This is a genomic window from Pseudoalteromonas sp. Scap06 (assembly GCF_013394165.1).
Taxonomy (GTDB): Bacteria; Pseudomonadota; Gammaproteobacteria; order Enterobacterales; family Alteromonadaceae; genus Pseudoalteromonas.
Genome location: NZ_CP041330.1, coordinates 1,794,874 through 1,818,605 on the forward strand (window position 1 = coordinate 1,794,874; position 23,732 = coordinate 1,818,605).

At 39.8% G+C, this 23,732-nt stretch carries 20 protein-coding genes; 4 read left to right on the plus strand and 16 right to left on the minus strand.

What is annotated here, in order from left to right:
• Positions 1 to 3: 3 nt before the first annotated feature.
• The 5 genes from sucA to sdhC all read right to left on the minus strand — a co-directional run bounded on the left by sucA (position 4) and on the right by sdhC (position 6,126).
• Complete coding sequence (gene sucA / locus FLM47_RS08250; RefSeq protein WP_075169173.1) at positions 4 to 2,823, minus strand: 2-oxoglutarate dehydrogenase E1 component; 2,820 nt, start codon at positions 2,821 to 2,823, stop codon at positions 4 to 6.
• An 87-nt stretch (positions 2,824 to 2,910) separates the two neighbouring features.
• Positions 2,911 to 3,627, minus strand: a complete 717-nt coding sequence (locus FLM47_RS08255; protein ID WP_010390121.1) for a succinate dehydrogenase iron-sulfur subunit — start codon at positions 3,625 to 3,627, stop codon at positions 2,911 to 2,913.
• A 10-nt stretch (positions 3,628 to 3,637) separates the two neighbouring features.
• Positions 3,638 to 5,410: a succinate dehydrogenase flavoprotein subunit gene (gene sdhA, locus FLM47_RS08260; RefSeq protein ID WP_008112088.1), complete on the minus strand. Its 1,773-nt coding sequence runs from the start codon at positions 5,408 to 5,410 to the stop codon at positions 3,638 to 3,640.
• On the minus strand, positions 5,411 to 5,758 hold the full coding sequence (gene sdhD, locus FLM47_RS08265; protein WP_055012091.1) for a succinate dehydrogenase, hydrophobic membrane anchor protein: 348 nt from the start codon (positions 5,756 to 5,758) through the stop codon (positions 5,411 to 5,413).
• On the minus strand, positions 5,749 to 6,126 hold the full coding sequence (gene sdhC, locus FLM47_RS08270) for a succinate dehydrogenase, cytochrome b556 subunit (protein ID WP_010390126.1): 378 nt from the start codon (positions 6,124 to 6,126) through the stop codon (positions 5,749 to 5,751). Before sdhC ends, sdhD begins: the two co-directional genes overlap by 10 nt.
• 406 nt (positions 6,127 to 6,532) lie before the next feature.
• Between sdhC and FLM47_RS08275 the strand changes: the two genes are divergently transcribed.
• From FLM47_RS08275 to FLM47_RS08285, 3 genes are all read left to right on the plus strand, one after another.
• Positions 6,533 to 7,819, plus strand: coding sequence for a citrate synthase (locus FLM47_RS08275; protein ID WP_138606097.1), 1,287 nt, complete (start codon positions 6,533 to 6,535; stop codon positions 7,817 to 7,819).
• Between the two features lie 114 nt (positions 7,820 to 7,933).
• On the plus strand, positions 7,934 to 9,160 hold the full coding sequence (locus FLM47_RS08280; protein WP_178956133.1) for an aminotransferase class V-fold PLP-dependent enzyme: 1,227 nt from the start codon (positions 7,934 to 7,936) through the stop codon (positions 9,158 to 9,160).
• Between the two features lie 12 nt (positions 9,161 to 9,172).
• Positions 9,173 to 9,589, plus strand: a complete 417-nt coding sequence (locus tag FLM47_RS08285) for a SufE family protein (protein WP_178956134.1) — start codon at positions 9,173 to 9,175, stop codon at positions 9,587 to 9,589.
• Between the two features lie 35 nt (positions 9,590 to 9,624).
• Here FLM47_RS08285 and tcdA read toward each other — a convergent pair whose 3' ends face one another.
• From tcdA to FLM47_RS08320, 7 genes are read right to left on the minus strand one after another with little or no spacing between them, the layout of a single operon-like run.
• Positions 9,625 to 10,422, minus strand: a complete 798-nt coding sequence (gene tcdA / locus FLM47_RS08290; RefSeq protein WP_178956135.1) for a tRNA cyclic N6-threonylcarbamoyladenosine(37) synthase TcdA — start codon at positions 10,420 to 10,422, stop codon at positions 9,625 to 9,627.
• The gene (locus tag FLM47_RS08295) at positions 10,423 to 11,103 is read right to left on the minus strand and encodes a TIGR01621 family pseudouridine synthase (RefSeq protein WP_178956136.1); all 681 of its coding nucleotides are present in this window, start codon (positions 11,101 to 11,103) and stop codon (positions 10,423 to 10,425) included.
• Positions 11,100 to 11,861: a 3-deoxy-manno-octulosonate cytidylyltransferase gene (kdsB, locus tag FLM47_RS08300; RefSeq protein ID WP_178956137.1), complete on the minus strand. Its 762-nt coding sequence runs from the start codon at positions 11,859 to 11,861 to the stop codon at positions 11,100 to 11,102. The genes FLM47_RS08295 and kdsB overlap by 4 nt, the downstream gene beginning before the upstream one ends.
• On the minus strand, positions 11,849 to 12,046 hold the full coding sequence (locus FLM47_RS08305) for a Trm112 family protein (RefSeq protein WP_138606085.1): 198 nt from the start codon (positions 12,044 to 12,046) through the stop codon (positions 11,849 to 11,851). Before FLM47_RS08305 ends, kdsB begins: the two co-directional genes overlap by 13 nt.
• Positions 12,036 to 13,016, minus strand: coding sequence for a tetraacyldisaccharide 4'-kinase (lpxK, locus tag FLM47_RS08310; protein WP_178956138.1), 981 nt, complete (start codon positions 13,014 to 13,016; stop codon positions 12,036 to 12,038). Before lpxK ends, FLM47_RS08305 begins: the two co-directional genes overlap by 11 nt.
• Positions 13,013 to 14,758 carry a lipid A export permease/ATP-binding protein MsbA gene (msbA, locus tag FLM47_RS08315; RefSeq protein ID WP_041709516.1) on the minus strand — a complete coding sequence of 582 codons (1,746 nt, stop codon included), beginning with the start codon at positions 14,756 to 14,758 and terminating at the stop codon, positions 13,013 to 13,015. The genes lpxK and msbA overlap by 4 nt, the downstream gene beginning before the upstream one ends.
• 60 nt (positions 14,759 to 14,818) lie before the next feature.
• Positions 14,819 to 17,086 carry a DNA internalization-related competence protein ComEC/Rec2 gene (locus FLM47_RS08320; protein ID WP_178956139.1) on the minus strand — a complete coding sequence of 756 codons (2,268 nt, stop codon included), beginning with the start codon at positions 17,084 to 17,086 and terminating at the stop codon, positions 14,819 to 14,821.
• Here FLM47_RS08320 and FLM47_RS08325 point away from each other — a divergent pair.
• Positions 17,066 to 17,572 (plus strand): DUF2062 domain-containing protein, encoded by a 507-nt coding sequence (locus FLM47_RS08325; RefSeq protein ID WP_138606077.1) that lies wholly within the window; start codon positions 17,066 to 17,068, stop codon positions 17,570 to 17,572. The genes FLM47_RS08320 and FLM47_RS08325 overlap by 21 nt on opposite strands.
• A gap of 94 nt (positions 17,573 to 17,666) precedes the next feature.
• Here FLM47_RS08325 and FLM47_RS08330 read toward each other — a convergent pair whose 3' ends face one another.
• Genes FLM47_RS08330 through rlmKL form a run of 4 tightly spaced genes read right to left on the minus strand, consistent with a single transcriptional unit; the run spans position 17,667 to position 23,696 of the window.
• On the minus strand, positions 17,667 to 19,406 hold the full coding sequence (locus FLM47_RS08330) for a DUF3466 family protein (protein ID WP_178956140.1): 1,740 nt from the start codon (positions 19,404 to 19,406) through the stop codon (positions 17,667 to 17,669).
• 11 nt (positions 19,407 to 19,417) lie between these two features.
• Positions 19,418 to 21,331, minus strand: a complete 1,914-nt coding sequence (locus FLM47_RS08335) for an ABC transporter ATP-binding protein (RefSeq protein WP_178956141.1) — start codon at positions 21,329 to 21,331, stop codon at positions 19,418 to 19,420.
• A gap of 15 nt (positions 21,332 to 21,346) precedes the next feature.
• A complete protein-coding gene (locus FLM47_RS08340; RefSeq protein ID WP_008112065.1) occupies positions 21,347 to 21,586 on the minus strand; it encodes a glutaredoxin family protein in 240 nt (79 codons plus the stop codon).
• Positions 21,579 to 23,696, minus strand: coding sequence for a bifunctional 23S rRNA (guanine(2069)-N(7))-methyltransferase RlmK/23S rRNA (guanine(2445)-N(2))-methyltransferase RlmL (rlmKL, locus tag FLM47_RS08345; RefSeq protein ID WP_010390144.1), 2,118 nt, complete (start codon positions 23,694 to 23,696; stop codon positions 21,579 to 21,581). Before rlmKL ends, FLM47_RS08340 begins: the two co-directional genes overlap by 8 nt.
• Positions 23,697 to 23,732: the final 36 nt, after the last annotated feature.

Genomic DNA, 23,732 nt, shown 5'->3' on the forward strand with positions numbered 1-23,732 from the left:
TGCTTATCCTTTCTTTTCTATAGTAAGCGCGTCGGCAACGAGCGCTTGTTGTTCTTTAGTATGTACTGACATATAACCACATGCAGGTGATGCTGAAGCTTTACGACCAGCATATTTTAATTTTGCATCTTGTGGAATTGCATCAATAAAGTGATGTTGAGAACAGTACCAAGCACCTTGGTTTTGCGGCTCTTCCTGACACCATACAAAATCAGTAACATGCTGATAACGCTCAATAATCGTCTTCATTTCGTCATGTGGGAACGGGTATAGCTGTTCAACACGAACAATAGCAATGTTGTCTTGCTCAAGTTTACGACGTTCTTGCAATAATTCGTAGTAAACTTTACCACTACAAAATACAACACGTTCTACTTTCTTAGCATCAATATCATCAATTTCATCGATCACATTGTGGAATACGCCCTCTGATAGTTCTTCAAGCGATGATGTAGCTAATGGATGACGAAGCAATGATTTTGGCGTCATAACAATCAATGGGCGACGAAGAGGTCTAACCGATTGACGACGAAGCATTGCATAAACTTGTGCAGGTGTAGATGGTACACATACTTGCATATTATGATCAGCACACAGCTGTAAAAAGCGCTCAAGACGTGCAGAGCTATGCTCAGGGCCTTGGCCTTCATAACCATGTGGTAGCAAACATGTCAGGCCACATAAACGACCCCACTTTTGCTCACCTGAACTTAAGAATTGGTCAAAAACAACTTGTGCACCATTGGCGAAATCACCAAATTGCGCTTCCCATAAAACAAGTGAGGTCGGCTCTGCTGTTGCATAACCATATTCAAACGCTAATACCGCTTCTTCAGATAGCACCGAATCAAATACTTCAAACGTACCTTGATCTTCACTAATGTTTTGTAGTGGTAAGTATGTTGCACCGTCTTGTTGACCGTGAACAACCGCATGGCGATGGAAGAAGGTACCACGGCCAGAGTCTTGACCTGTTAGGCGAATGTCAGTGCCCTCAGCTGCAATAGTTGCATACGCTAAAGTCTCCGCCATACCCCAATCAAGTGCTTTTTCACCAGCTGCCATAGCTTTACGATCATCGTATATTTTCTTAACACGAGATTGCGCTTTGTGATCTTCAGGGTAGCTTGCGACAATGTTACCGAGCTCTTTGAGTTTCTCTACAGAAACGCTCGCGTCGTAGTCAACATTCCAATCATGACCAACGTATTTAGCCCAATCAGAAGAATGTGACGTTTCTGGTTGAATTTCTTCAACTACGCAGTTGCCATCATCTAAGCCATTACGATAATCATCTGCAAGTGCTTTCACTTCGTTTTCTGTGAAAGAACCTTCCGAAATTAACTGATCTGCATAGATTAAGCGAGGAACTGGGTGTTTTTTAATTTTTTGATACATAACAGGCTGTGTAGCATTAGGCTCATCAGCTTCGTTATGACCATGGCGACGGTAACAAACAAGGTCAATCACAACATCACGTTTAAACTGGTTTCTGAAATCAAGCGCTAATTGCGTAACAAACGCAACCGCTTCAGGATCATCAGAGTTTACATGGAAGATTGGTGATTGAACCATTTTTGCAATATCAGTACAGTAATCAGTAGAGCGTACATCGTCTTGCTTGCTTGTTGTAAAACCAACTTGGTTATTAACAACAATACGAATGCTACCACCACAACTAAATGCATTAGTTTGTGATAAGTTAAACGTTTCTTGTACTACACCCTGACCTGCGATTGCAGAGTCGCCGTGAATAGTAATAGGAAGTGCTTTGCTGCCCGTTTTGTCGTTTAGACGATCAAGGCGTGCGCGCACAGACCCCATAACCACAGGATTTACGATTTCTAAGTGCGATGGGTTAAACGCAAGTGCCATGTGCACATTGCCACCTTTGGTCGCGAAATCTGAAGAGTAACCCATGTGATACTTAACATCACCAGAGCTTAAAGTATCTTTGTGTTTACCAGCAAATTCATCAAATAATTCTGATGGATTTTTACCAAGTACATTCACAAGTACGTTCAAGCGTCCGCGGTGAGCCATGCCGATTACGGCTTCTTTTTGGCCACTTTCACCCGCGCGGTGTATAAGCTCTTTAAGCATAGGCACTAACGCATCGCCACCTTCAAGTGAGAAACGCTTAGCACCCGGGAACTTAGCCCCTAAATATTTTTCAAGACCATCAGCCGCTGTCAATCCTTTAAGGATACGAAGCTTTTCATTTTTATCGAATTTTGGCCTAGACTGAACAGACTCTAAACGCTGTTGTAACCAACGTTTTTCTTCTGTTGATGTGATGTGCATATACTCTGCGCCAATAGAACCACAATATGTAGTTTTTAGTGCTTGGTATAACTCACCTAAAGGCATAGTATCGCGGCCTACGGCAAACGATCCTACGTTAAATTCGCGGTCAAAGTCAGCATTTGATAAGTCGTGGTACTCTAGCTCTAAATCTCGTACACGTTCGCGTTGCCAAATACCTAGTGGATCTAGGTTTGCATTTTGGTGTCCACGAAAACGGAAAGCATTAATAAGTTGCAGAACTTTAACCTGTTTAAGGTCACCGCCACTGCCCTCTGCTACCACTACTTCTCTATGCTTGTTTTTAGCAAGCGCCGCAAATTGTGAACGAACTTCTGAATGTTTTACTTCAACATCCACACCATCTACTTTTGGTAATTGTTCGAACACTTCTCGCCATTCTTCTGGCACCGAAGTCGCATCGTCTAAATACGCTTCATAAAGCTCTTCAACATAAGCAACGTTACCGCCGTTTAAATGTGAAGATTCTAGCCATGCCTTCATCACACCTTCGTGCATTTATAAGCCCTTTTTTTTAGCGCAGAAATTAATAGTTATATAACAAGATGGCTAATAAAATATTAGCCATCTTTCGTCTACTTGAAATTAAACCGAGCGGTTTAATAACATAGATTTTATTTGCCCAATTGCTTTAGTCGGGTTAAGACCCTTAGGACAAACGCTAACACAGTTCATGATACTGTGGCAACGGAACACACTGAATGCATCGTCTAAGTCAGCTAAACGCTCTTCTGTTGCAGTATCTCGGCTATCAGCTAAGAAACGGTAAGCATGAAGAAGGCCTGCTGGACCTATAAACTTATCTGGATTCCACCAGAAAGAAGGACACGATGTAGAACAACATGCACATAAAATACACTCATAAAGCCCATCTAATTTATCACGTTCTTCGATAGATTGAAGACGTTCGCCTGCAGCAGGCTCGTCATTTATTAGATACGGTTTTACTTTTTCGTATTGAGTGTAGAACTGACTCATGTCAATAACAAGGTCACGAACAACAGGAAGTCCCGGTAATGGACGTACTACGATTTTACCTTTGCCATTTTTTTGTAGCGTAGATAAAGGAGTAATACATGCTAAGCCGTTCTTACCATTCATGTTTACACCGTCTGAACCACACACGCCTTCACGGCATGAACGACGGAATGATAGTGTAGGATCTTGCTCTTTTAATAATAAAAGTGCATCCAATACCATCATGTCTTGGCCTTCCTCAGTTTGCAAAGTGTATTCTTGCATACGAGGTGCGTTGTCAACATCCGGATTGTAACGATAAACTGAAAATTGTACTTGTGCCATCGTCTCGCTCCTAGTAGGTACGTGCTTTAGGTGGGAATGCTTCACGTAGCTTGGGCTCGTAGTTTACTTTACGCTTGCTCATTTCATCCGTTACCGGATTAAATACTGAGTGACATAACCAGTTTTCGTCATCACGATCTGGGAAGTCAAAGCGAGAGTGTGCACCACGGCTTTCAGTACGGAAGTTTGCAGCTACTGCAGTTGAGTAAGCTGTTTCCATTAAGTTGTCTAATTCTAAACATTCAATACGCATGGTGTTGAAGTCTGATGATTTATCATCAAGACGTGCATGCTGTAAGCGTTCACGAATTTCTTTAAGCTCAGTAAGACCAGTTGCCATTGAGTCACCTTCACGGAATACCGAGAAGTTAAGCTGCATACACTGCTGTAGGTCTTTCTTGATTTGTACTGGGTCTTCACCTTGACCAACTGTTGAGCTTTCCCAACGGTTAAAGCGAGCTAAAGACGCTTCTAAATCAGACTCAGAAGCCGCTTTAGAAATTTCAACGTCATTTAGGTATTTACCTAAGAAGTTACCAGCAGCACGGCCAAATACAACTAAATCAAGTAATGAGTTACCACCTAAGCGGTTAGCACCGTGAACAGATACACATGCAATCTCACCAACAGCAAATAAACCCTGTACTACTTTTTCGTTACCAGCGGCATCGATATTAAGTACTTGACCATTTACGTTAGTTGGCACACCACCCATCATGTAGTGACATGTTGGGATAACTGGAATTGGTTCTTTTGCAGGATCAACGTGAGCAAATGTTTTAGCAAGATCGCATACACCTGGAAGACGTAAATTAAGCGTTTCTTCGCCTAAGTGGTCAAGTTTCAACTTAAGGTGAGGACCCCAAGGACCATCACAACCACGACCTTCACGAATCTCTGTCATCATTGAACGAGCAACAACGTCACGAGATGCTAAATCTTTAGCATTTGGTGCATAGCGCTCCATGAAGCGTTCGCCATCTTTATTTAAAAGATAACCACCTTCACCACGACAACCTTCGGTTACTAGTGTACCAGCACCTGCAATACCTGTCGGGTGGAATTGCCACATTTCCATGTCTTGCATAGAAATACCAGCACGAGTCGCCATACCAACACCGTCACCAGTGTTAATGTGAGCATTAGTTGTTGATGCAAAAATACGACCTGCACCACCAGTAGCTAACACAACTGCTTTTGATTTGAAGAAAGTGATTTCACCTGTTTCAATTTCAATCGCTGTACAACCTACTACATCGCCATTATCGTTTTTAACTAAATCAAGTGCATACCATTCAGAAAATACATTTGTTTTGTTTTTAACGTTTTGTTGATATAGAAGATGTAATAATGCGTGACCAGTACGGTCAGCAGCTGCTGCGGTACGTGCAGCTTGTTCACCACCAAAGTTTTTCGATTGACCACCGAAAGGACGTTGGTAAACACGGCCATTTTCAAAACGAGAAAATGGTAGACCCATGTTTTCTAGTTCAGTAATAGCTTCTGGGCCTGTATTACACATGTATTCGATAGCGTCTTGGTCACCGATAAAATCGGAACCTTTGACGGTATCATACATATGCCATTCCCAGTTATCTTCATGCGAATTACCTAACGCTACTGTAATACCACCTTGAGCAGATACAGTGTGTGAGCGTGTCGGAAAAACTTTAGAGATTAGTGCACATGTTTTGCCAGATTCAGTAATAGCAAGAGCAGCGCGCATACCTGCACCACCGGCACCAATTACTACGGCGTCAAATTCACGAACAGAATATTTCACTTAAACACCCCATAAAACGATTAAACCTACAGCTACGTAAGCAACAGCCATTAGGTTTAGTACAAAGCCTAAGAAAGCACGCAATTTAGCGCCCTTTACATAGTCGGTTAGAACCTGCCAAAGGCCGATACGGGTATGAACCATAATGCAAACTAGGGTGATTAATGTCGCCCCTTTCATTGCTAGGTTAGAGAATAGGCCTGTCCAGGCGTCATATGTGACTTCTGGCATTGCTAAAAAATAGCCAATAATAAAAATTGCATATGCACTGATTATTAATGCCGTTGTGCGTAGAGATACAAAATCTTGTACGCCATCACGTTTAAGAGTTGCTTGATTTAAGACCATATCCACACCCCTGCCAATACAGCAAACACAACGCCAAGTGCCATTGCAATTTTAGCGCTAGTGTTGCCTGATTCAAGTTCTTCCCAATGCCCCATATCCATAATGATGTGACGGATACCACCGATAAGGTGATAACCCAGTACAGAAAGGGTGCCCCAAGCTATAAATTTGGCAATGAATCCGTTAAACAGACCCTTGACGAATTCAAAACCTTCAGCTGAAGAAAGAGACTCTGACCAAGCCCAAATGACAAACGTTAAAGCAAAAAATAATGCAACACCGGTGACGCGGTGAAAAATTGAAGCTTTAGCCGTTGCCGGCATAGATATAGTTGTTAGATCTAGATTTACAGGTCTTTGCTTTTTCACAGTTACTTGCCCATCTTGCCCGCAGTGGGGCTCATCTACTTGTTTTTCTAAAACCCACCAAATGTTTCTGGTGGAACTATCAAAATAAACGTATTAATACTAATAAAGTTCACTTTTTATGAAAAATATTATGTAAAAAAAAGTTTACCCAAATACAAATCGGTTAAAAACCTCCGTTAGTATATATAGCCGGAGGCTCTTTTACAATTCTTGTTTACTTTGAGTCGTTTGCGAATTAGCCAATGGTATAATATTCAATCTATACCGAATATTTATTATACATATATGCATAATACTTATAAAAATTGACTTTAACCCCCTCTTTCACGTTAAAATGTAAAAATGTGCTTAGAATAGATTTTAGAATATAAAAATCAGAATAGTTATCTTAATAGGAGATACATAGATGGCAGATAAGAAAGCCACAGTCCATATTGATGGGCTAGATCCAATCGAACTTCCAATTTATCAAGGTACTGCTGGCCAAGATGTAATTGATGTACGTACACTCGGCTCACATGGTCACTTTACTTATGATCCAGGTTTCATGTCGACTGGTTCTTGTGAATCTACCATCACTTACATCGATGGTGGTAAAGGTGTTTTACTACACCGTGGTTACCCAATCGAGCAGTTAGCAGAAAGCTCTAACTACATTGAGTTATGTTACTTACTATTAAATGGTGAGTTACCAACTAAAGAGCAGTACGATGATTTTGCTACAAAAATCACTCGTAGCACCATGCTAGATGAGAAAATAGCAAACTTCTTCCAAGGTTTCCGCTTTGATGCTCACCCAATGGCAATGCTTTGTGGTGTGGTTGGTGCTTTATCTTCTTTTTACCATGAAGATCTTGATATCACAGACGCAGTTCAACGTAAAACAAGCGCTATTAAATTAGTTGCTAAGTTACCAACAATTGCAGCAATGGCATACAAAACAAACATCGGTCAACCGTTTGTATACCCACGCAATGATTTAAGCTATGCAGAAAACTTCTTACACATGATGTTTTCTGTGCCTGCTGAAGAATACAAAGTAAACCCAGTAACAGCTAAAGCAATGGATAAAATCTTCATGCTTCATGCTGACCACGAACAAAATGCTTCAACGTCAACAGTACGTTTAGCAGGTTCTTCTGGTGCTAACCCTTATGCATGTATTGCTGCGGGTATTGCATCACTTTGGGGCCCTGCTCACGGCGGTGCTAACGAAGCATGTTTAAACATGTTAGAAGAAATTGGCTCAGTTGATCGCATTGACGAATACGTAGCAAAAGCAAAAGATAAAGCGGACCCGTTCCGTCTTATGGGCTTTGGACACCGTGTTTACAAAAACTTCGATCCACGTGCAACAGTAATGCGTCAAACGTGTCATGAAGTGTTAGAAGAGCTAAACATTCAAGATCCATTGCTTGATATCGCAATGAAGCTTGAGCAAATTGCACTTGAAGACCCGTACTTTGTTGAGAAGAAACTTTACCCTAACGTAGATTTTTACTCAGGTATTATCTTAAAAGCGATTGGTATTCCTACAAGTATGTTCACTGTAATTTTTGCAATGGCACGTACTGTAGGTTGGATCTCACACTGGGATGAGATGCTTTCTCAACCTGGCCACAAGATCAGCCGCCCACGTCAGCTTTACACAGGTGAAACAGCCCGTGATTACAAAGCAACTGACAAGCGCTAAGCTTTAAAGTTAGCTTTAAAAGGCCGCTATTGCGGCCTTTTTTATTACATGTTACTTGAGAATTATCTTAAACCGATTACAATTCTTGCCCGAATTGATTAACTTTATGAGCCTATGTCTGTGTCCTTGTTTGATCCTAAAACAATCCGTAATGATTTCCCTACTCTAAATCAGACAATCAATGGCTACCCTTTGGTTTATTTAGACTCGGCTGCAACAACGCAAAAGCCACAATGCGTGATTGACGCTACTAACAAGTTTTACACCTATCAGAATGCAAATGTTCATCGCGGCCGTCACACCCTTAGTGAGCAAGCTACAACGGCTTATGAGCTAGTACGTCAACGCGTTGCTGATTATTTTCAGGTAAGCGGTAATGAAATTGTCTGGACTAAAGGTGCTACTGAGGCGATTAACTTAGTTGCACATGGCCTAAGAAATACATTAACAACTAACGACACCATTTTAATTAGCCCAATCGAGCATCACGCGAATATTGTGCCATGGCAAGAACTCGCGGCATACACTGGTGCAACGTTAAAAGTGCTGCCACTCAATGACGATGCCACCTTTGATATTAACCAGTGCTGTGACGTGATTAAACTCACAAAGCCTGCGCTTCTAGCTGTTACACAAGCCTCTAATGCGCTGGGCAATATTACCGATTTAACCCCGCTGATCACCGCTGCAAAGGCAGTAGATGCGTTAACTTTAGTCGACGGCGCACAAAGCGCTTTGCATTTAAGACCTAATTTAACAAAGCTTGATTGTGATTTTTACGTGTTTTCAGCTCACAAAATGTTGGGGCCAACCGGGTTAGGCGGTTTATATGGCCGCTACAGCGCACTTAATACATTATCACCTTACCAAACAGGTGGTGAAATGATTGAAAAAGTGACCCTAACGCAAAGCACTTATCGTGACGCTCCCGCTAAATTTGAAGCAGGGACGCCAAATATAGCCGGTGTTTTAGGCTTTGGTGCGGCGCTTGAGTATTTAATGGCACTTGATCAGCAAACATTAAAACAATATGAACAACAGTTGTTTATTTATGCAGCGAACGCACTGAATCAAATAGACGGTATTAGTATTTATAGCGACCTAAAATCGAACATTGGTACATTGTGCTTTAATTATAAAAATGAACATCCGTACGATCTGGCAACTTTACTTGACGGCTATGGTGTTGCAGTGCGAAGTGGTCATCATTGTACCCAACCGTTGATGACCCATTTGAAACTAAATGGCTCACTCAGAGCAAGTTTTGCATTTTATAATACGACTAAAGATGTAGACCAATTTATTACTGCGCTTAAAGAATGCATCGCTTTATTAGACTAATTTGGATAAATAATGACTCACACATACCAACTGGTAAGTAAAAACATTGAAAACAGTGCAAGCTGGCAACAGAAATACCGTGAAATTATGTTGCTTGGTAAAACACTCCCGCCATTAGCCGATATATTAAAAACCGACGATGCGCTTGTGCAAGGGTGTGAAAGTAAAGTGTGGATGTTTGTTGAATTTGATTTGACAGAAAATGCATTGGTTGTGATTGGTGATTCTGATACGCGCATAGTAAAAGGCTTATTGGCGTTAATTTTAGCTCTGTATAACGGTTTAACACCAGAAGAGGTGTTAAACATTAATGCCTATGAAGAATTTGAAAAGCTTGGCTTAATTAGCCACTTAAGCGCTTCTCGCGGCAATGGGGTAAAAGCCATGGTTGAAAAAATACAAACCTTAGCTAAACAAAAAGCGCGTTAAGCGCTTTTTATAACAGTATGATAAGCAGCCTGTAGTTAAATATTTAAACGTGCACGCTTATCTAAATATTTTCTCACTGCTTTAGCGGCAACAAAGAAGCCAAAACTTCCAGTGATCATCGTCACTGAGCCAAAGCCATTATTACAGTCCATATTCATACTGCCATCTGCATTTTGTTTCGCATGACACACACTGCCATCGTTACCTGGATAAACAAGCTGCTCTGTTGAATATACACAGTCAATATTAAATTTACGTTTTGGATTAGAACTAAAATTATACTGCTTACGCAAAATATAACGCACTTTTGCAAGCAATGGATCTTGAGTCGTTTTTGCCACATCACCAAAAGTAATTTGACTAGGATCGGTTTGCCCACCTGCACCGCCCGTGGTGATTATAGGCATTTTATTACGCTTACAGTGTGCGATTAATGCTGCTTTTTCTTTTACCGCATCTATACAATCTATTACATAATCAAAACCTTGAATATGCTGTTGAATATTATCAAGGGTAATAAAGTCATCAATCACACTCACTACACACTCAGGGTTGATAAGCTCGCAGCGAGCTTTCATCGCCTCAACTTTAGCTTCCCCTATTGTGCCTGTTAAGGCATGAATTTGACGATTTACATTGGTTGCACAAATATCGTCTAAATCAATTAAGGTGATTTTACCCACGCCTGTACGCGCTAGTGCTTCAGCAGTCCAACTGCCTACACCACCAATACCTACAACACAAAAATGTGCTTGCTGTAACCACTCAAATTGCTGTTGACCATATAGTCGTTTAATACCACCAAAGCGGATATCAGTTACTTGTTCACTCATTTACCAATCCAATTTCCACGGCGTTTGCCAAGAATCAAAATCTTGATGTTTAATCAATTGCGCATACTCTTTACCAGATTGTGGCAACAGGGTATGTTGTATTTTTTGCCCTTTCCATAAAAAATCCAACGCAAATGCATGCAAATAGATGCGATCAGCGGCACTCCCAGAATAACTAGCATCGCCTAATATAGCGGCACCTATACTCTTTAATGCCACCCTGAGCTGATGGGTTTTTCCCGAATAGGGTTTTAATAGGTAAGCTCTAAAACCGCTTTTAAAGCTAAACGAATAAAAACGTGTAATAGCGGGGTTACTCTGTGAGTTTAATAATTTATACGTGCCACGGCGAGACTTAGCCATATCACCTTTAACCCAGCCTTGCTTTTTTTTAGGCTTGGTATCACCAACCGCTAGATAAAACTTGTTAATAGCATGCTGAGTAAATAATTGCGTAAATTCTGCTGCTGCCGCTTTGCTTCGCGCGAGTATAATCAATCCAGAGGTGACCTTATCTAAACGGTGTACCGCAAATAATTTTTCGTTTAACTGTTGCTCAGCTAGTACCACAAAACCGGGGCCTTCTTCAGAATGAAAATTAAGCCCTTGCGGTTTATTTATGATGTAAAAATCATCATGCGTATATTGCACTTTTAATATAGGCGTTTGTGCTGTATTCACACGCTTTTACTTTGAATATGGGCAACCACTTTAGCTAAATCTTCTGGTGTGTCGACTCCTGCATGAGGGGTAACTAATGCTTGCTCTATTTTAATTGCATAACCATGGTATAGCACGCGTAACTGCTCTAACGATTCAAGTATTTCTAATGGTGAAACGCTTAATTCAATATATTGCTTTATAAATCCTGCACGGTAAGCATAAATACCTACGTGGCGTTGGAAAGGCGCTAAATTCAGTGGTTGCTGCTCTGCCATCATGGCGCTTCTATCAAAAGGAATGCTCGCTCTTGAAAAATACAAGGCATTTTTATTAATGTCACTGACCACTTTAACCGCATTAGGATTAAACACTTCATCACGCTCTTCAATAGCAACACTTAAGGTTGCCATTGGTGCCGTTGATTGCGCTAATAATGTTGCCACTTGTGATACGTTATCAGGGGATAACAAAGGTTCATCACCTTGTACATTTACCACGATAGTGTCATCGGCTAAATTAAGTAAATCCACTACTTCGGCTAAGCGCTCTGTGCCTGATTGGTGATCTTCACGCGTCATCAAAACATTACTAGTAAAACGTTTAGCAGCATCAAATACTCTTTGATGGTCGGTAGCAATAACCACCTTGCTGGCTCCTGACAAACAGGCTTTTTCATACACATGCTGTATCATTGGTTTGCCACAAATATCAGCGAGTGGTTTACCTGGCAAACGAGTAGAAGCGTAACGCGCAGGGATAACAACTACGAATTCCACTTTTCTACCTCTTCAAGAGTCAATTCACGAGCTTCATTTTCAAGTAGCACCGGAATATCATCACGTACCGGGTAAGCTAGCTTTGCTGCTGTACTGATCAGCTCTTGGTTTTGTTTATCAAAGCGCAACTTACCTTTACACACAGGACAAGCAATAATTTCGAGTAATTTTGTATCAAAGGCCATGGTGGATCCCTTTTTCTTTTAATAATAAATTTAATGTGTTTATTACTGCTGCAGTTGGTTGAGCGTCAACCGGCAGGTAATACCAATTTGGCTTGGCAAAGTCACGGCACTTAACCGCATCTTTTTCTGTCATTAATATACAATCCTCACCAAATTGAGCAAAGTCATTGGCGGTATAAGCATAATGGTCGCGAAAATGATGTGTTGATAACAACGCTATACCTTGTGCTTTTAATGATGCTTCAAAGCGCTGAGGGTTACCGATTGCACTTACAGCATGCGCTGTTTTTATAGTCGTTTTTATCTCAGTATTATCAGCAACACGTTTAATAATTGATGGCTGCAAGCGATAGCTAAATTCATGTTCAGAACCATTTTCAATGACTAAATCAACACTGTTTAAACGAGAAACCGTTTCACGAAGTGGTCCTGCTGGCATTAAAAAACCATTACCAAATTTTCTTTCGCTATCAACAATACAACATTCAATACTGCGTGCCATTTTGTAGTGTTGCATGCCATCATCAGAAATGATTACATCAAGCTGAAACTGATGATTGAGCATTTCTATATTCTGCTGTCTATTTGGCCCCACAACTAACGGACATTGTAAACGGTTAAATAAAAGTACCGGTTCATCCCCAGCTTCTAAAGTCGTCGTATTTGCAGTTACTAATAATGGATAATGAGCTGCTTGCCCACCATAGCCGCGACTAATTAAACCAACAGATAAGCCTTGAGCGGTTAAGTAATCATGTAGCCACAATACAAATGGAGTCTTACCATTGCCGCCAACACTTATATTGCCAACAACAATTACTGGAGTATTACTAACAAATGGCTTAAAAACACCCACTTCGTAGCAGTATTTGCGCACTAGAGCAACACAGCCAAAAAAAGCGGACAGTGGTAATAACAATAAGGTAATTAAGCTAAAAGGTTTGTACCAGCTTTGCTCTATTTTACTCACCCCTGCTCACCAAACTGCATTTTACAAAGAGCTGAGTAGGTACCATCGTTAGTCAGTAATTCAGTATGCGTACCACTTTCTATCACTTTACCGTTATCAATCACATAGATACGGTCACTATTTTCAATAGTCGATAGCCTATGAGCGATAACAATAGAGGTTTTATCTTTCATTAATATATCAAGAGCATGTTGGATAAGCTTTTCAGACTCAGTATCCAAGGCCGAGGTCGCTTCATCTAAAATTAAAATAGGCGCGTCTTTTAAAATAGCACGGGCAATCGCAATACGTTGACGTTGCCCGCCTGAAAGCATTACCCCATTCTCGCCAACCATAGTGTTAAGTTGCTCAGGTAAGTCTTTTACAAACTCCCACACATGGGCTTGTTTTGCAACGTCATGAAGCTCTTCGATAGAGATTTCGCGTTGTAAACCATAACAAATATTATTGGCAATCGTGTCATTAAATAGCACCACTTGTTGCGACACTAACGCAAATTGACGGCGAAGATCAGTAAGCTTATATTCATTAAGAGCAATGCCATCGAGTAAAATTTCGCTTGGCGCTTCTAAGTCATAATATCGGGGTAACAAGTTAGAAATAGTCGATTTACCCGAGCCAGAGCGGCCAACAAGGGCAATACTCTCACCGGCTTTTATGTTCAGTGATAAATCGTTAAGCACGGCTTCATCCTTGGTTGGGTATTTAAAGGTCACATTTTTCACCTCAATATGCCCTTTTACCTTATCAACCGAAAAGGTACCCGTGTCTTTTTCAATTTCTTCATCTAACACTAAAAAAACACTCTGAGCAGCTGAAATACCTCGCTGTAAGTCACTGTTTACATTGGCAAGTTGCTTTAATGGGCGCAGTAGCATCATCATCGATGAGATGAGTACGACAAAATCCCCAGAGCTAATACTGTCTATCATAGAGGGCATCGACACAACCCATAAAATAACAGCCATAGCACTGGCAGCCAAAATTTGAATAATAGAGACACTTAGCGCTTTAGTCGCATCCATCTTGATACGTTGTTGGCGGTTATGATTATTAATTTTAGAAAATTGATCAATTTCTTGTGTTTGCCCACCAAAGCCATGGATCACTTTGTGACCACTGAGCATTTGCTCTGAACTACGGGTAACTTGTCCCATCGCTGACTGAATATTTTTCGAGATATGACGAAAGCGTTTAGACACCACAGCTACTATGATAGCCACAAGCGGGATAATAACTAAAAAGATTAACGACAACTGCCAACTGGTATAAAACATCACAGCGAGTAAAAACACCACAAAAGCGCCTTCACGCACAACAATAAGCAGTGCTTTGGTGATTGCTTGTTGAACTTGCTCGGTGTCAAAGGTAATTTTAGAAATCAAATCGCCGGTTGAGTTTTTATCGTGAAAGGACACCGGTAAATGTAAAATGTGTTCAAACAATTCTTGGCGCAGCGCCCTCACGACTTGTGAGCCTACATAGCTTAAACAGTAAGATGACATAAAGTTAAATACGCCACGCCCGATAACCAGCGCAATAACCACAAATGGCGCATAAGTAAGTACCTGGCTGTTACGCTCGTTTAAACCTTCATCGATAAACGGCTTCATCAGTTGAATGAATAATGCATCCATACCTGAATAACCTATCATTCCTATAATCGCGACGATGGCAATCGACTTATAAGCGCCAACGTAAGAAACAAGCCGTTTATATATTTGTGTAGTACTTTGTTCCATAACACTCTCTAAAACCAGTAACAGCCCCTATTGTATCCTTAGCAACAGCAAAACAAAACGTCAATCTTTGATAAACCAATAACTTTCCGCCCCTCTTGCGGTACTCAGCTCTAAGTGTTTAGCATAAAAATTAACCCGAATTTGTCCTACATCACCGGTGCTATATTGTTTGGCGTTTATTTTATTGTAACGCTTAACTACCGCTTTACTTGGAAATTGCCACTGGCCTTGATACGCACTTGAATGAATCACGAATGTTGGGTTTACGGCCTTGATAAACTCAACACTGGAGGAGCTATCACTGCCGTGATGAGGACTTAACAAAACGGTACTTTGTAAATCACGCCCTCGTTTAATTAATTTAGACTCCCTCGCCTTTGATATATCACCAGTGAGAAGCACACTATGGTTGGCACTTGAGATTTTAACGACACAGGAATTATCATTACTGTTATTAAACTCCTCTTTTGCAAAGGTTTGAATACTCAAACCTTGAAAGTATATTTTTGTCGCTATGCAGTCTTTATATACACCACCTGGATGAAAATAATCAAAGCTCCATGCATAACCGGCTTTTTTAAAGTGCGCAGCGCCTCCTGAATGGTCGTTATCTTGATGGCTTACAATCGAGTTAGTTACTGTTAGGTTATGAGCATTAATATAGGGTAGTAAAACACTAGTGACACGACTAAAGCGATTAAAATAACTCGGGCCAAAATCATAAATAAACGCATGTTTATCTTTTTCTATCAGTACCATTAAACCGTGGCCTACATCAAATACGTTTAACTGCCAAAGGCTGGTTTGCGTAAAGTAATAGTTAAAAAGCAAAGTCAAAATCGGAATGCAGGCTAGTAAGCGAAGCTCAATAAAATAAAGTAAGGGTACAACACTATAAAGCAGCACCACGGTGGTCATACTTATCTGTCCGACATTAAGCCAACGTACCTGCTGAGGTATTGCCTGCAGCATTTGGTAAAAATAGGCCAATGGAAAATCATATAATACGATAAATGCGTACCAATCGGTTAATAATCCCAGTAACACACTTAAAAATAAAGCAGGCATTAATACAAAAGATAAAATGGGAATAGCGACTAGATTTAAAACTAAACCCGCTAAACTCACACCATTAAAAAAGTATAATGACAAGGGTAATAAGCCAATAAATAATCCCAGTTGAATAATAAATAATGTTCGTATATTGGCTAGTAATGAGTTACCCCGAAGCGGAAATTGCTTTAAAACAATAAAAATAATACATACTGCTAAAAACGAAAAGTAAAGCCCTGGGTTTAATACACTAAATGGGTTAATCGCTAAAATAATGACCAGTGCGAATAAAATACTGCGCCACCTCAATGACTGCTTTGCCAAATAATAAAGTAGCAAATAACAGCCCAACATAATTAAAGCGCGGGTTGCAGAAATGATAAAATCACTTAAATAAACATAAATAAAAGCTACAACAAAACCAACAGCGCTATAAACAATAGAAACATTTAATGCTTGATTTAGTTCAGGTTTAACCAACTTAAGACAAAACCGTGTGACAAAATAACAAAAACCAAACACTAGAGAGATATGTAACCCAGAAATGGCTAATAAATGACTTAACCCAAGACTCTGCATTAACTCTTTATGCTCGAATGTCATTAAAGACTTATCGCCAGTTAACAACGTATAATAGAGCCAATTAAGCTCAGCATTATTTACCAACTTTTTGACATAAACTCTATAGGCTGAAACGGCATTACTTTTTTGAGAGCTTTTAATATTAAGCTGTTTATTGAGCACCGTACCTTTAAACGCTATCTTTTGTGTAAAAGCATAAAGCTGATTATCAAAAACAGTAAAATTCTTAATGGATCTATAGTTTTTAAGTCTCACTTGAGCATTAAAAGCATCACCAGAATGAATTGGTTGTGCAAAATTGATACTTAATAAGGCATAAGGTGCCCTAAAGTGACTATATTCACTGTCTTCCAAACGCGTTAATTTAACTTTTACATATTGGGGAGGTGTAGCAGAAATAACCTCTTCTACAACAACATCGACTGAATAAGCATATTTTTTGTGCTGTTCAGGTAACTCAAATGAATAAAACAAGATAAAATGTGCTGCTACGCAGCAAATACCGCAAATAAAGCCTAACAATACAGTTAAAAACGGCTTAAAATACGTGCTCACAATGAGGATTGAAATTGTGATAATTGTAAATTCAAGGGTTTGATAATAAAACACGGTAATAACGACACCGACAACAAATCCAAGACTCATCCACACAGACGTAAATGGTTGCTTTAAATGGCTAAAAAAACGATCCAACGGTTTTTACCTGATCCAAATAAAATTAGACATCACAAATCACTAAAAATATTTGGTCGTCTTTTGCATGATGCTAACCTTTGGCATTTAAATCGACGCTCAGCACGCGGTGCTTTTGCCGTTGGACTTTTCTTTGCATTCATCCCTGTTCCTTTTCAAATGGTGCTAGCCGCTGCCGCAGCCATAATCTTAAGAGTTAATTTGCCTATATCAGTTGCTTTAGTGTGGATCACTAACCCACTTACAATGCCACCTATCTTTTACGGCTCGTACTTGGTTGGTACATTAGTGCTAAATCAACCTGAGCAACATTTTGCGTTTGAAGCAAGTTGGGCATGGTTTATAGAAAGTTTAACGACAATTGGCCCCGCTTTTTTAGTGGGTTCGCTTGTGTGTGCATCTATTGCCAGTGTTATTGGCTATTTTGGTATTGACTTGATTTGGCGCCGCTCAGTAAGAAAAGCTTGGATATCTAGAAATAACTAGCGCCTACTTCTCCATAAAGGGCTGCTCTTTACCTTAATATAGACAAAAAAAAACCAACTTAACAAGTTGGTTTTTTATAAACGAATAGTATTACCTAGAAACGAAAAACGCGTCTTAATCCAACTAATGGCAGCAATAGTAAACCAAACCATGAGAAACTGGCTGAGCTACGTTCATAAAACTCTGTATCTGGAGCTTTACAGTTTTCAACTTCACCATTAGCAATCGGTGAAAGTTTTACCGCAACAGCAACACTTTCATATTGAATATTGCCATTAATATCAGTTACAACTTCGCCTCGTGAATTTAACTTTTCAACCGTTTTAGTTGCTACACCAAATACCTCATTGTTTTCGTTGATTGATTTCGCTTCTACCATTTTATAACTAAAACTAGTCTCACCATCACTGTCAAAACAAGGTAGTAAACTATTTAGGTTTGTGATTTTGTCATCGCCAATTTTATAAAGAAAGGCTTCTGAGCGTCTTGTGCTGGCTGTATCACCAACCTCACCCTCACCTACGATGTAACCTTGGTTATTAATGTCATTCGCGTATGAGTTTGAGCTAGTAAAATAATCTTCAGGAAATACGGTCGTATTAGTATTTATATTATGATGAAAGAACTTGGCGATTAAACTACCTTCAATACCTTTTGAAGCATAACCAACCACAATGTCATTATCATTTATCGCGAATGCTTTACCAGCTTGCCAATCATCTTGCTGGTTTATAAAATCAACCACTTCACCGTCTTTAAAATAAGTTGGCATAGTTAAAATTGTCGAATCTCTGTCAAAATAACGAGTGTTCGAAAAACCGACCGCTACATCATTTTTATTAACCGCTAATGCATTACTAATAAAAGGATTAGTGTCCTCATCTTCTTCTGGAGTAAGCGCTAAACCCAACAGCTCTGTTGAAGTCACATTATAGGCACTATCTAGAGTCCATTTAACCGCTGTTTTATTGAATAAACCACGCGTACTTCGACTGTTAAGTGATTCAATACAGGCCATTACCGGTTCATCAAGGCCATCACAATTATCAGTAATTGTGGTTTGTCTCTCAGCAGGAATACTGACCGATACATTACCAACAACAATGTAACCTGTGTCAGTGGCAACAATATCAGATGCTTTACTAGTCCCACCGTGTTCAGTAAATTCTGGAACAAACGGCACTTCAACACCATCTGCAGATATTAAAATCCCACGTTCTATGAAGTCACGGGTAAACCACGTTTCTTCCTCTGTTTCGCCATCTGGTGTAAAACTCACTTTATCAAAAGGAGCACTGCCCCAGCCAACAGTCGTTCCGTCTTCTGCAACGCCATTATAAAAATTACTTGTCGAGCGGGTCAGACCGTCGTAATCAACAGAAGCGATATCAAATAAAGGCTGCTCAGTTATTACACCACTATTATAATTTGTAGCAATAATTGAACTGATTTTTTGATACTCAAAGTTAGATGACAAGTTTGATAAAAAACGAACCATAAAAGTATGCGCATCAGCATTAGTGTAAATCGCATCGTTATTTTCTATGTCATCAAGCGTAAAGGTTATTTCTTTGTCAATTTCTTTAAACCTTGCCACTTCCGCGTCGTAAGCACTATTGATTGAACTTTCTGTAAAATCAATATAACTAATATCAATAGGTAGGTTGTATAAGCCATTAGCAACGCCAATGACATGGCCACTTTCACTCACATCAGTAACATATGTATGTTTTGCAGCTTCAAAGTCACCTAATTCGGTTAACTGGTACGTTGCACTCAATGCTGATGTACTCAGTGTAGCCAAAACACTGGCCGCGAGTAATTTATATTTCATTTTATTCCTTACTACTGATTCTTTAATTCTTCAAGTTCTTCCCAACGCTCAAAAGCGGCTTCAAGGTCAGACTCAAGTTGGGCTAAATGGTTCAATTCCTTGGCTGTTATATCACTGTCTTGCTTGAAAAAATCTTCATGACTTACTCGTTCTTGTTGTTTTTCAAGTTCAGCTTCAAGTTGCTCCATTTTATTAGGTAGTTGCTCTAGTTCAAGTTTTAATTTGTAAGAGAGTTTATTTGCTTTGTTATTGCTTTTAACTGGCGTTGGCTCTGTTTTTTCAACTTTTTTGACTGGCTGCTTTTGCAACTCTTTGTTCTGCTCCGCCAAATAGTTGGTATACGCTTCATAATCACTGTAGCCACCAACTATATCAGTGACTTTGCCGTTACCTTCAAATGCCCAAACACTCGAACAGGTATTATCAATAAACTCTCGGTCGTGGCTTACTATAAGCACAGTACCTTGATATTGGTTAATAATATCCTCAAGGAGCTCTAATGTTTCTATATCTAAGTCATTGGTAGGCTCATCGAGCACTAATATATTTGAAGGTTTCAAAAATAACTTGGCTAATAACAACCTGTTTTTCTCACCACCTGAAAGTGCTTTTACCGGTGTACGAGCACGTGCTGGCGGAAATAAAAAGTCTTGTAAATAGCCTAACACGTGACGTGAGCGTCCGCCCATCATCACTTCTTGCTTTCCTTCCGCAACGTTATCTTGAACGGTCGCTTCTTCATCAAGCTTCTCACGGTACTGATCGAAATATGCAAACTCTAAGTTAACACCTTGCTTTATTTCACCACTGTCTGCTTTTAAATCACCAAACAACAATTTTAATAGCGTTGTTTTACCAATACCATTAGGCCCCACCAAACCAATACGATCGCCACGCATCACTAAGGTAGAGAAATCATCAGCTATCACTTTGTCTTTAAATGCATGATTTAAGTGTTTAGCTTCAAATACTAGTTTACCTGAACGATCAGCTGTTTCGATATTGAAATCAGTTTTACCAACTTGTTCCACACGTTGTTTACGTTCATTACGTAATTGTTTCAGCTCACGAACACGGCCTTCATTACGGGTTCGACGGGCTTTAACACCTTGGCGGATCCACGCTTCTTCTTCCGCTAAGCGTTTATCAAACAATGCATTTTGTGTTTCTTCTACTTTTAAATCATGCGCTTTTTGTTCTAAGTAAGTTGCATAATCACCAGGATAAGAAATTAGTTTACCGCGATCTAAATCTAAAATACGTGTAGCAACAGCTCGAATAAATGCACGGTCATGCGATATAAATACAATACCGCCTTTAAATTCTTTTAGGAATTGCTCTAACCACATTACACTTGTCATATCCAAGTGGTTAGTAGGCTCATCGAGCAGTAATAAATCAGGCTCACTCACTAAAGCACGCGCTAATGCAACTTTACGTAACCAACCACCAGAAAGCGACTCAAGTTTCGCATCAGGAGTTAGCTCTAATTGAGTAAGTACAAGCTGAATTCGGCTATCAAAACGCCAGCCATCTGCCGCCTCTAATTTATTAGATAAACGCTCTAATTTATTTAATAGTTGATCAGTGCAATCTGTTTGCAATTGTGTGCTTACATGATGAAAATCAATAAGTAAGTTAGCAATTTCGGGCATTCCTTGGGCAACGTAATCAAATACAGTGCCACTTGCCCCTTTAGGTGGATCTTGCTCTAAACGCGATATTTTTAAACTACCAACTTGGTTTATTTCGCCATCATCAAGTATTACTTGACCGTCGAGTACTTTTAAAAGCGTTGATTTACCTGCACCATTGCGACCTACAATACACACACGTTCGCCACTTTCGATTACTGCATCTGCATTATCAAGTAATGGGTGTGTACCGTAAGCTAATTGTGCTTTTGAAATTCTAATTAAATCCATAGTTAATCTTTACTCTTATTCTGCTTGCGCTAAAAACTGCTGCGCCTGAGGTGCAGTAAAAGGCCAAAATAATTGTTGGCCTTGTTGATTTTTTAAAACCGGAATGCTTATTTGATACTCTAAAATTAATGCGTCATCGCTCATAATATCAATAAGTTGTAATTCATCGGTTGATGAAAGTAACGGTTTTAACAGCTGCTCTGCTTGCTCGCACAAGTGGCAGCCGTCGGTGTGATATAAAATCCACTTAGCCATGTTTAATTAACCAGCTATTATGAATTTTTTTATTTCGTTTAAAGTCAGGAGATAAGGTTTTTTCAGAAATATTTTCTGCTTTTAACCCTAACCCCATCAAGCCAACTTCATCCATTACAAAACCGCGTTTATTATTAGAGAATATTAGCGTACCCGATGGGCTCAATATTTTTTTAACCCAAGTTAACAGCTTAATGTGGTCGTTTTGCACATCAAACGCGTCTTTCATTCGTTTAGAATTTGAAAAAGTAGGCGGATCTAAAAAGATCAGGTCATACTGCCCTTGTGCATACTCTAGCCATTTTAAACAATCTGCTTGCTCAAAACGATAACGTGTATTGCTAATATCGTTAAGCGCAAAGTTATCTTGACCCCACTTTAAGTAGGTTTTAGATAAATCAACGGTAGTAATCGCTTTTGCGCCACCAATGGCTGCATGAACTGAGGCGGTTCCTGTGTATGCAAACAGGTTCAAAAAGCGCTTATCTTTTGCGTTTTCTTGAATGTAACGACGTGCAAGGCGATGATCTAAAAATAGCCCCGTGTCTAAGTAGTCAAATAAATTAACTTTAAACTTAGCACCAAACTCTTCTACTACCATGGTTCTATTTTGCTTAGCCATGGGTGTATATTGCTCTTCACCCTTTTGCTTTTTACGTACTTTTACAGCAATGTTTTCAGGTGCAATATCAAGTTGTTGTGCTGTCAAGCTAATAACATCTTGTAAACGCTTCTCAGAGGTTTTTTCATCAATCTCTTTCGGTGCTGCGTATTCAAAAATAACCGCTGAATCACCATAAATATCAACCGCAACGTTGTATTCAGGAATATCTGCATCGTAAACACGATACGCATGGACTTGATTTTGCTTAAGCCAATTTTTTAAGCCTTGCTTGTTCTTTTTCAGGCGATTAGCAAATGCCATCGAGCCTTCGAAGTTTAAAGCGGGTTTGTCATCAGAGGTAAGGCTGACTTGCTTGTCATCAAGCTGATACAGGTTTAATTCAACATCAAGGGGGCCATTTTTAAATTTATAGCGTTTTTGCTTCACTAATTTAAGTAATTTAAACAGGCTTTCATCCATGCCCAGTAGAGCGAGTTTCCAATGATTAAAGTGCTTTTTAAAACCAACACCTAAGCTACGATGCAGGTTTACAAGTTCAGCCATAGAACCAATACGCTCACCATAAGGTAAGTTAGAAATAACAACACCCGGCAATTTTGCAACGCTCGTCAGTTTTGTCGCATCGCTTTGCTTAAATTTAATCACCGTATCAAGCTCTGCACGCTGCGCATTAGCAATCGCTTTATCAAGTACTTGTGCATCGTAATCATGGCCAATTAACCATAATTTAGGATCAGTAATATTCGCTAAAAGTTGCTCTTTAAGTTCTTTGAATTTTGCCACTCTAAAGCTAGGTAAACGCTCAAACGCGAATCCTTCACGGAATAATCCAGGCGCTTCATTACGTGCCATTCCAGCCGCTTCTATTAAAATAGTGCCGGCACCACAACATGGATCGAATAGTGGTTGATTGACATTTTCGAGCCAGCCACTACGTTTTATTATTGCCGCAGCTAAATGCTCTTTTATGGGTGCTTTGCCTTGACCTTGACGGTAACCACGCTCTGATAAACGCGGCCCTGAGTAATCAATATAAAGTGAAACGCCATGACGATTTAAACGTGCAACCACTCGCACATTGGCATCTTGCTTATCTACATTTGGTCGCTGTTCAAATAAATCGTTAAAGTAATCAACAATCGCATCTTTAATTACTAAACCAGAAAACTGGGTATTTTTAAGTGAATCGTTTGTGCCATTAAAATCAACAGCAAAAGTTTGTGTTGGGCCAAACCATTCTTGCCAAGGTTGTAAGCGTGCAAATTTGTACAAGCTGTCTTTGTCATTTACGCCTTCTTTTTCTTCAATAAGCATAAGTACACGCGTAGCAAAGCGTGTAGATAAACACACTTTTTGCGCTAGCAATGAGTCAGCCTCAAAGCGAACAGAACCCACAGTTTGCTTTGACACCGTAGCGCCAAGTTCTGTAAGTTCATCAACCAATAAATTTTCGATTCCGATAGAAGTAAGTGCGATAAATTGCAAAGTAAAAACCCTTAATAGCTAATTGCGCGGGATTAT

Excerpts from the sequence above, each read along its gene's own strand:
- msbA (WP_041709516.1), bottom strand. The coding sequence starts at position 14,758 with ATGGAACAAAGTACTACACAAATATATAAACGGCTTGTTTCTTACGTT.
- FLM47_RS08280 (WP_178956133.1), top strand. The coding sequence starts at position 7,934 with ATGTCTGTGTCCTTGTTTGATCCTAAAACAATCCGTAATGATTTCCCT.
- sdhD (WP_055012091.1), bottom strand. The coding sequence starts at position 5,758 with ATGGTCTTAAATCAAGCAACTCTTAAACGTGATGGCGTACAAGATTTT.
- FLM47_RS08275 (WP_138606097.1), top strand. The coding sequence starts at position 6,533 with ATGGCAGATAAGAAAGCCACAGTCCATATTGATGGGCTAGATCCAATC.
- FLM47_RS08325 (WP_138606077.1), top strand. The coding sequence starts at position 17,066 with ATGGCTAAAAAAACGATCCAACGGTTTTTACCTGATCCAAATAAAATT.
- FLM47_RS08285 (WP_178956134.1), top strand. The coding sequence starts at position 9,173 with ATGACTCACACATACCAACTGGTAAGTAAAAACATTGAAAACAGTGCA.
- FLM47_RS08335 (WP_178956141.1), bottom strand. The coding sequence starts at position 21,331 with ATGGATTTAATTAGAATTTCAAAAGCACAATTAGCTTACGGTACACAC.
- tcdA (WP_178956135.1), bottom strand. The coding sequence starts at position 10,422 with ATGAGTGAACAAGTAACTGATATCCGCTTTGGTGGTATTAAACGACTA.
- FLM47_RS08330 (WP_178956140.1), bottom strand. The coding sequence starts at position 19,406 with ATGAAATATAAATTACTCGCGGCCAGTGTTTTGGCTACACTGAGTACA.
- FLM47_RS08255 (WP_010390121.1), bottom strand. The coding sequence starts at position 3,627 with ATGGCACAAGTACAATTTTCAGTTTATCGTTACAATCCGGATGTTGAC.
- sucA (WP_075169173.1), bottom strand. The coding sequence starts at position 2,823 with ATGCACGAAGGTGTGATGAAGGCATGGCTAGAATCTTCACATTTAAAC.
- FLM47_RS08340 (WP_008112065.1), bottom strand. The coding sequence starts at position 21,586 with ATGGCTAAGTGGATTTTATATCACACCGACGGCTGCCACTTGTGCGAG.
- FLM47_RS08305 (WP_138606085.1), bottom strand. The coding sequence starts at position 12,046 with ATGGCCTTTGATACAAAATTACTCGAAATTATTGCTTGTCCTGTGTGT.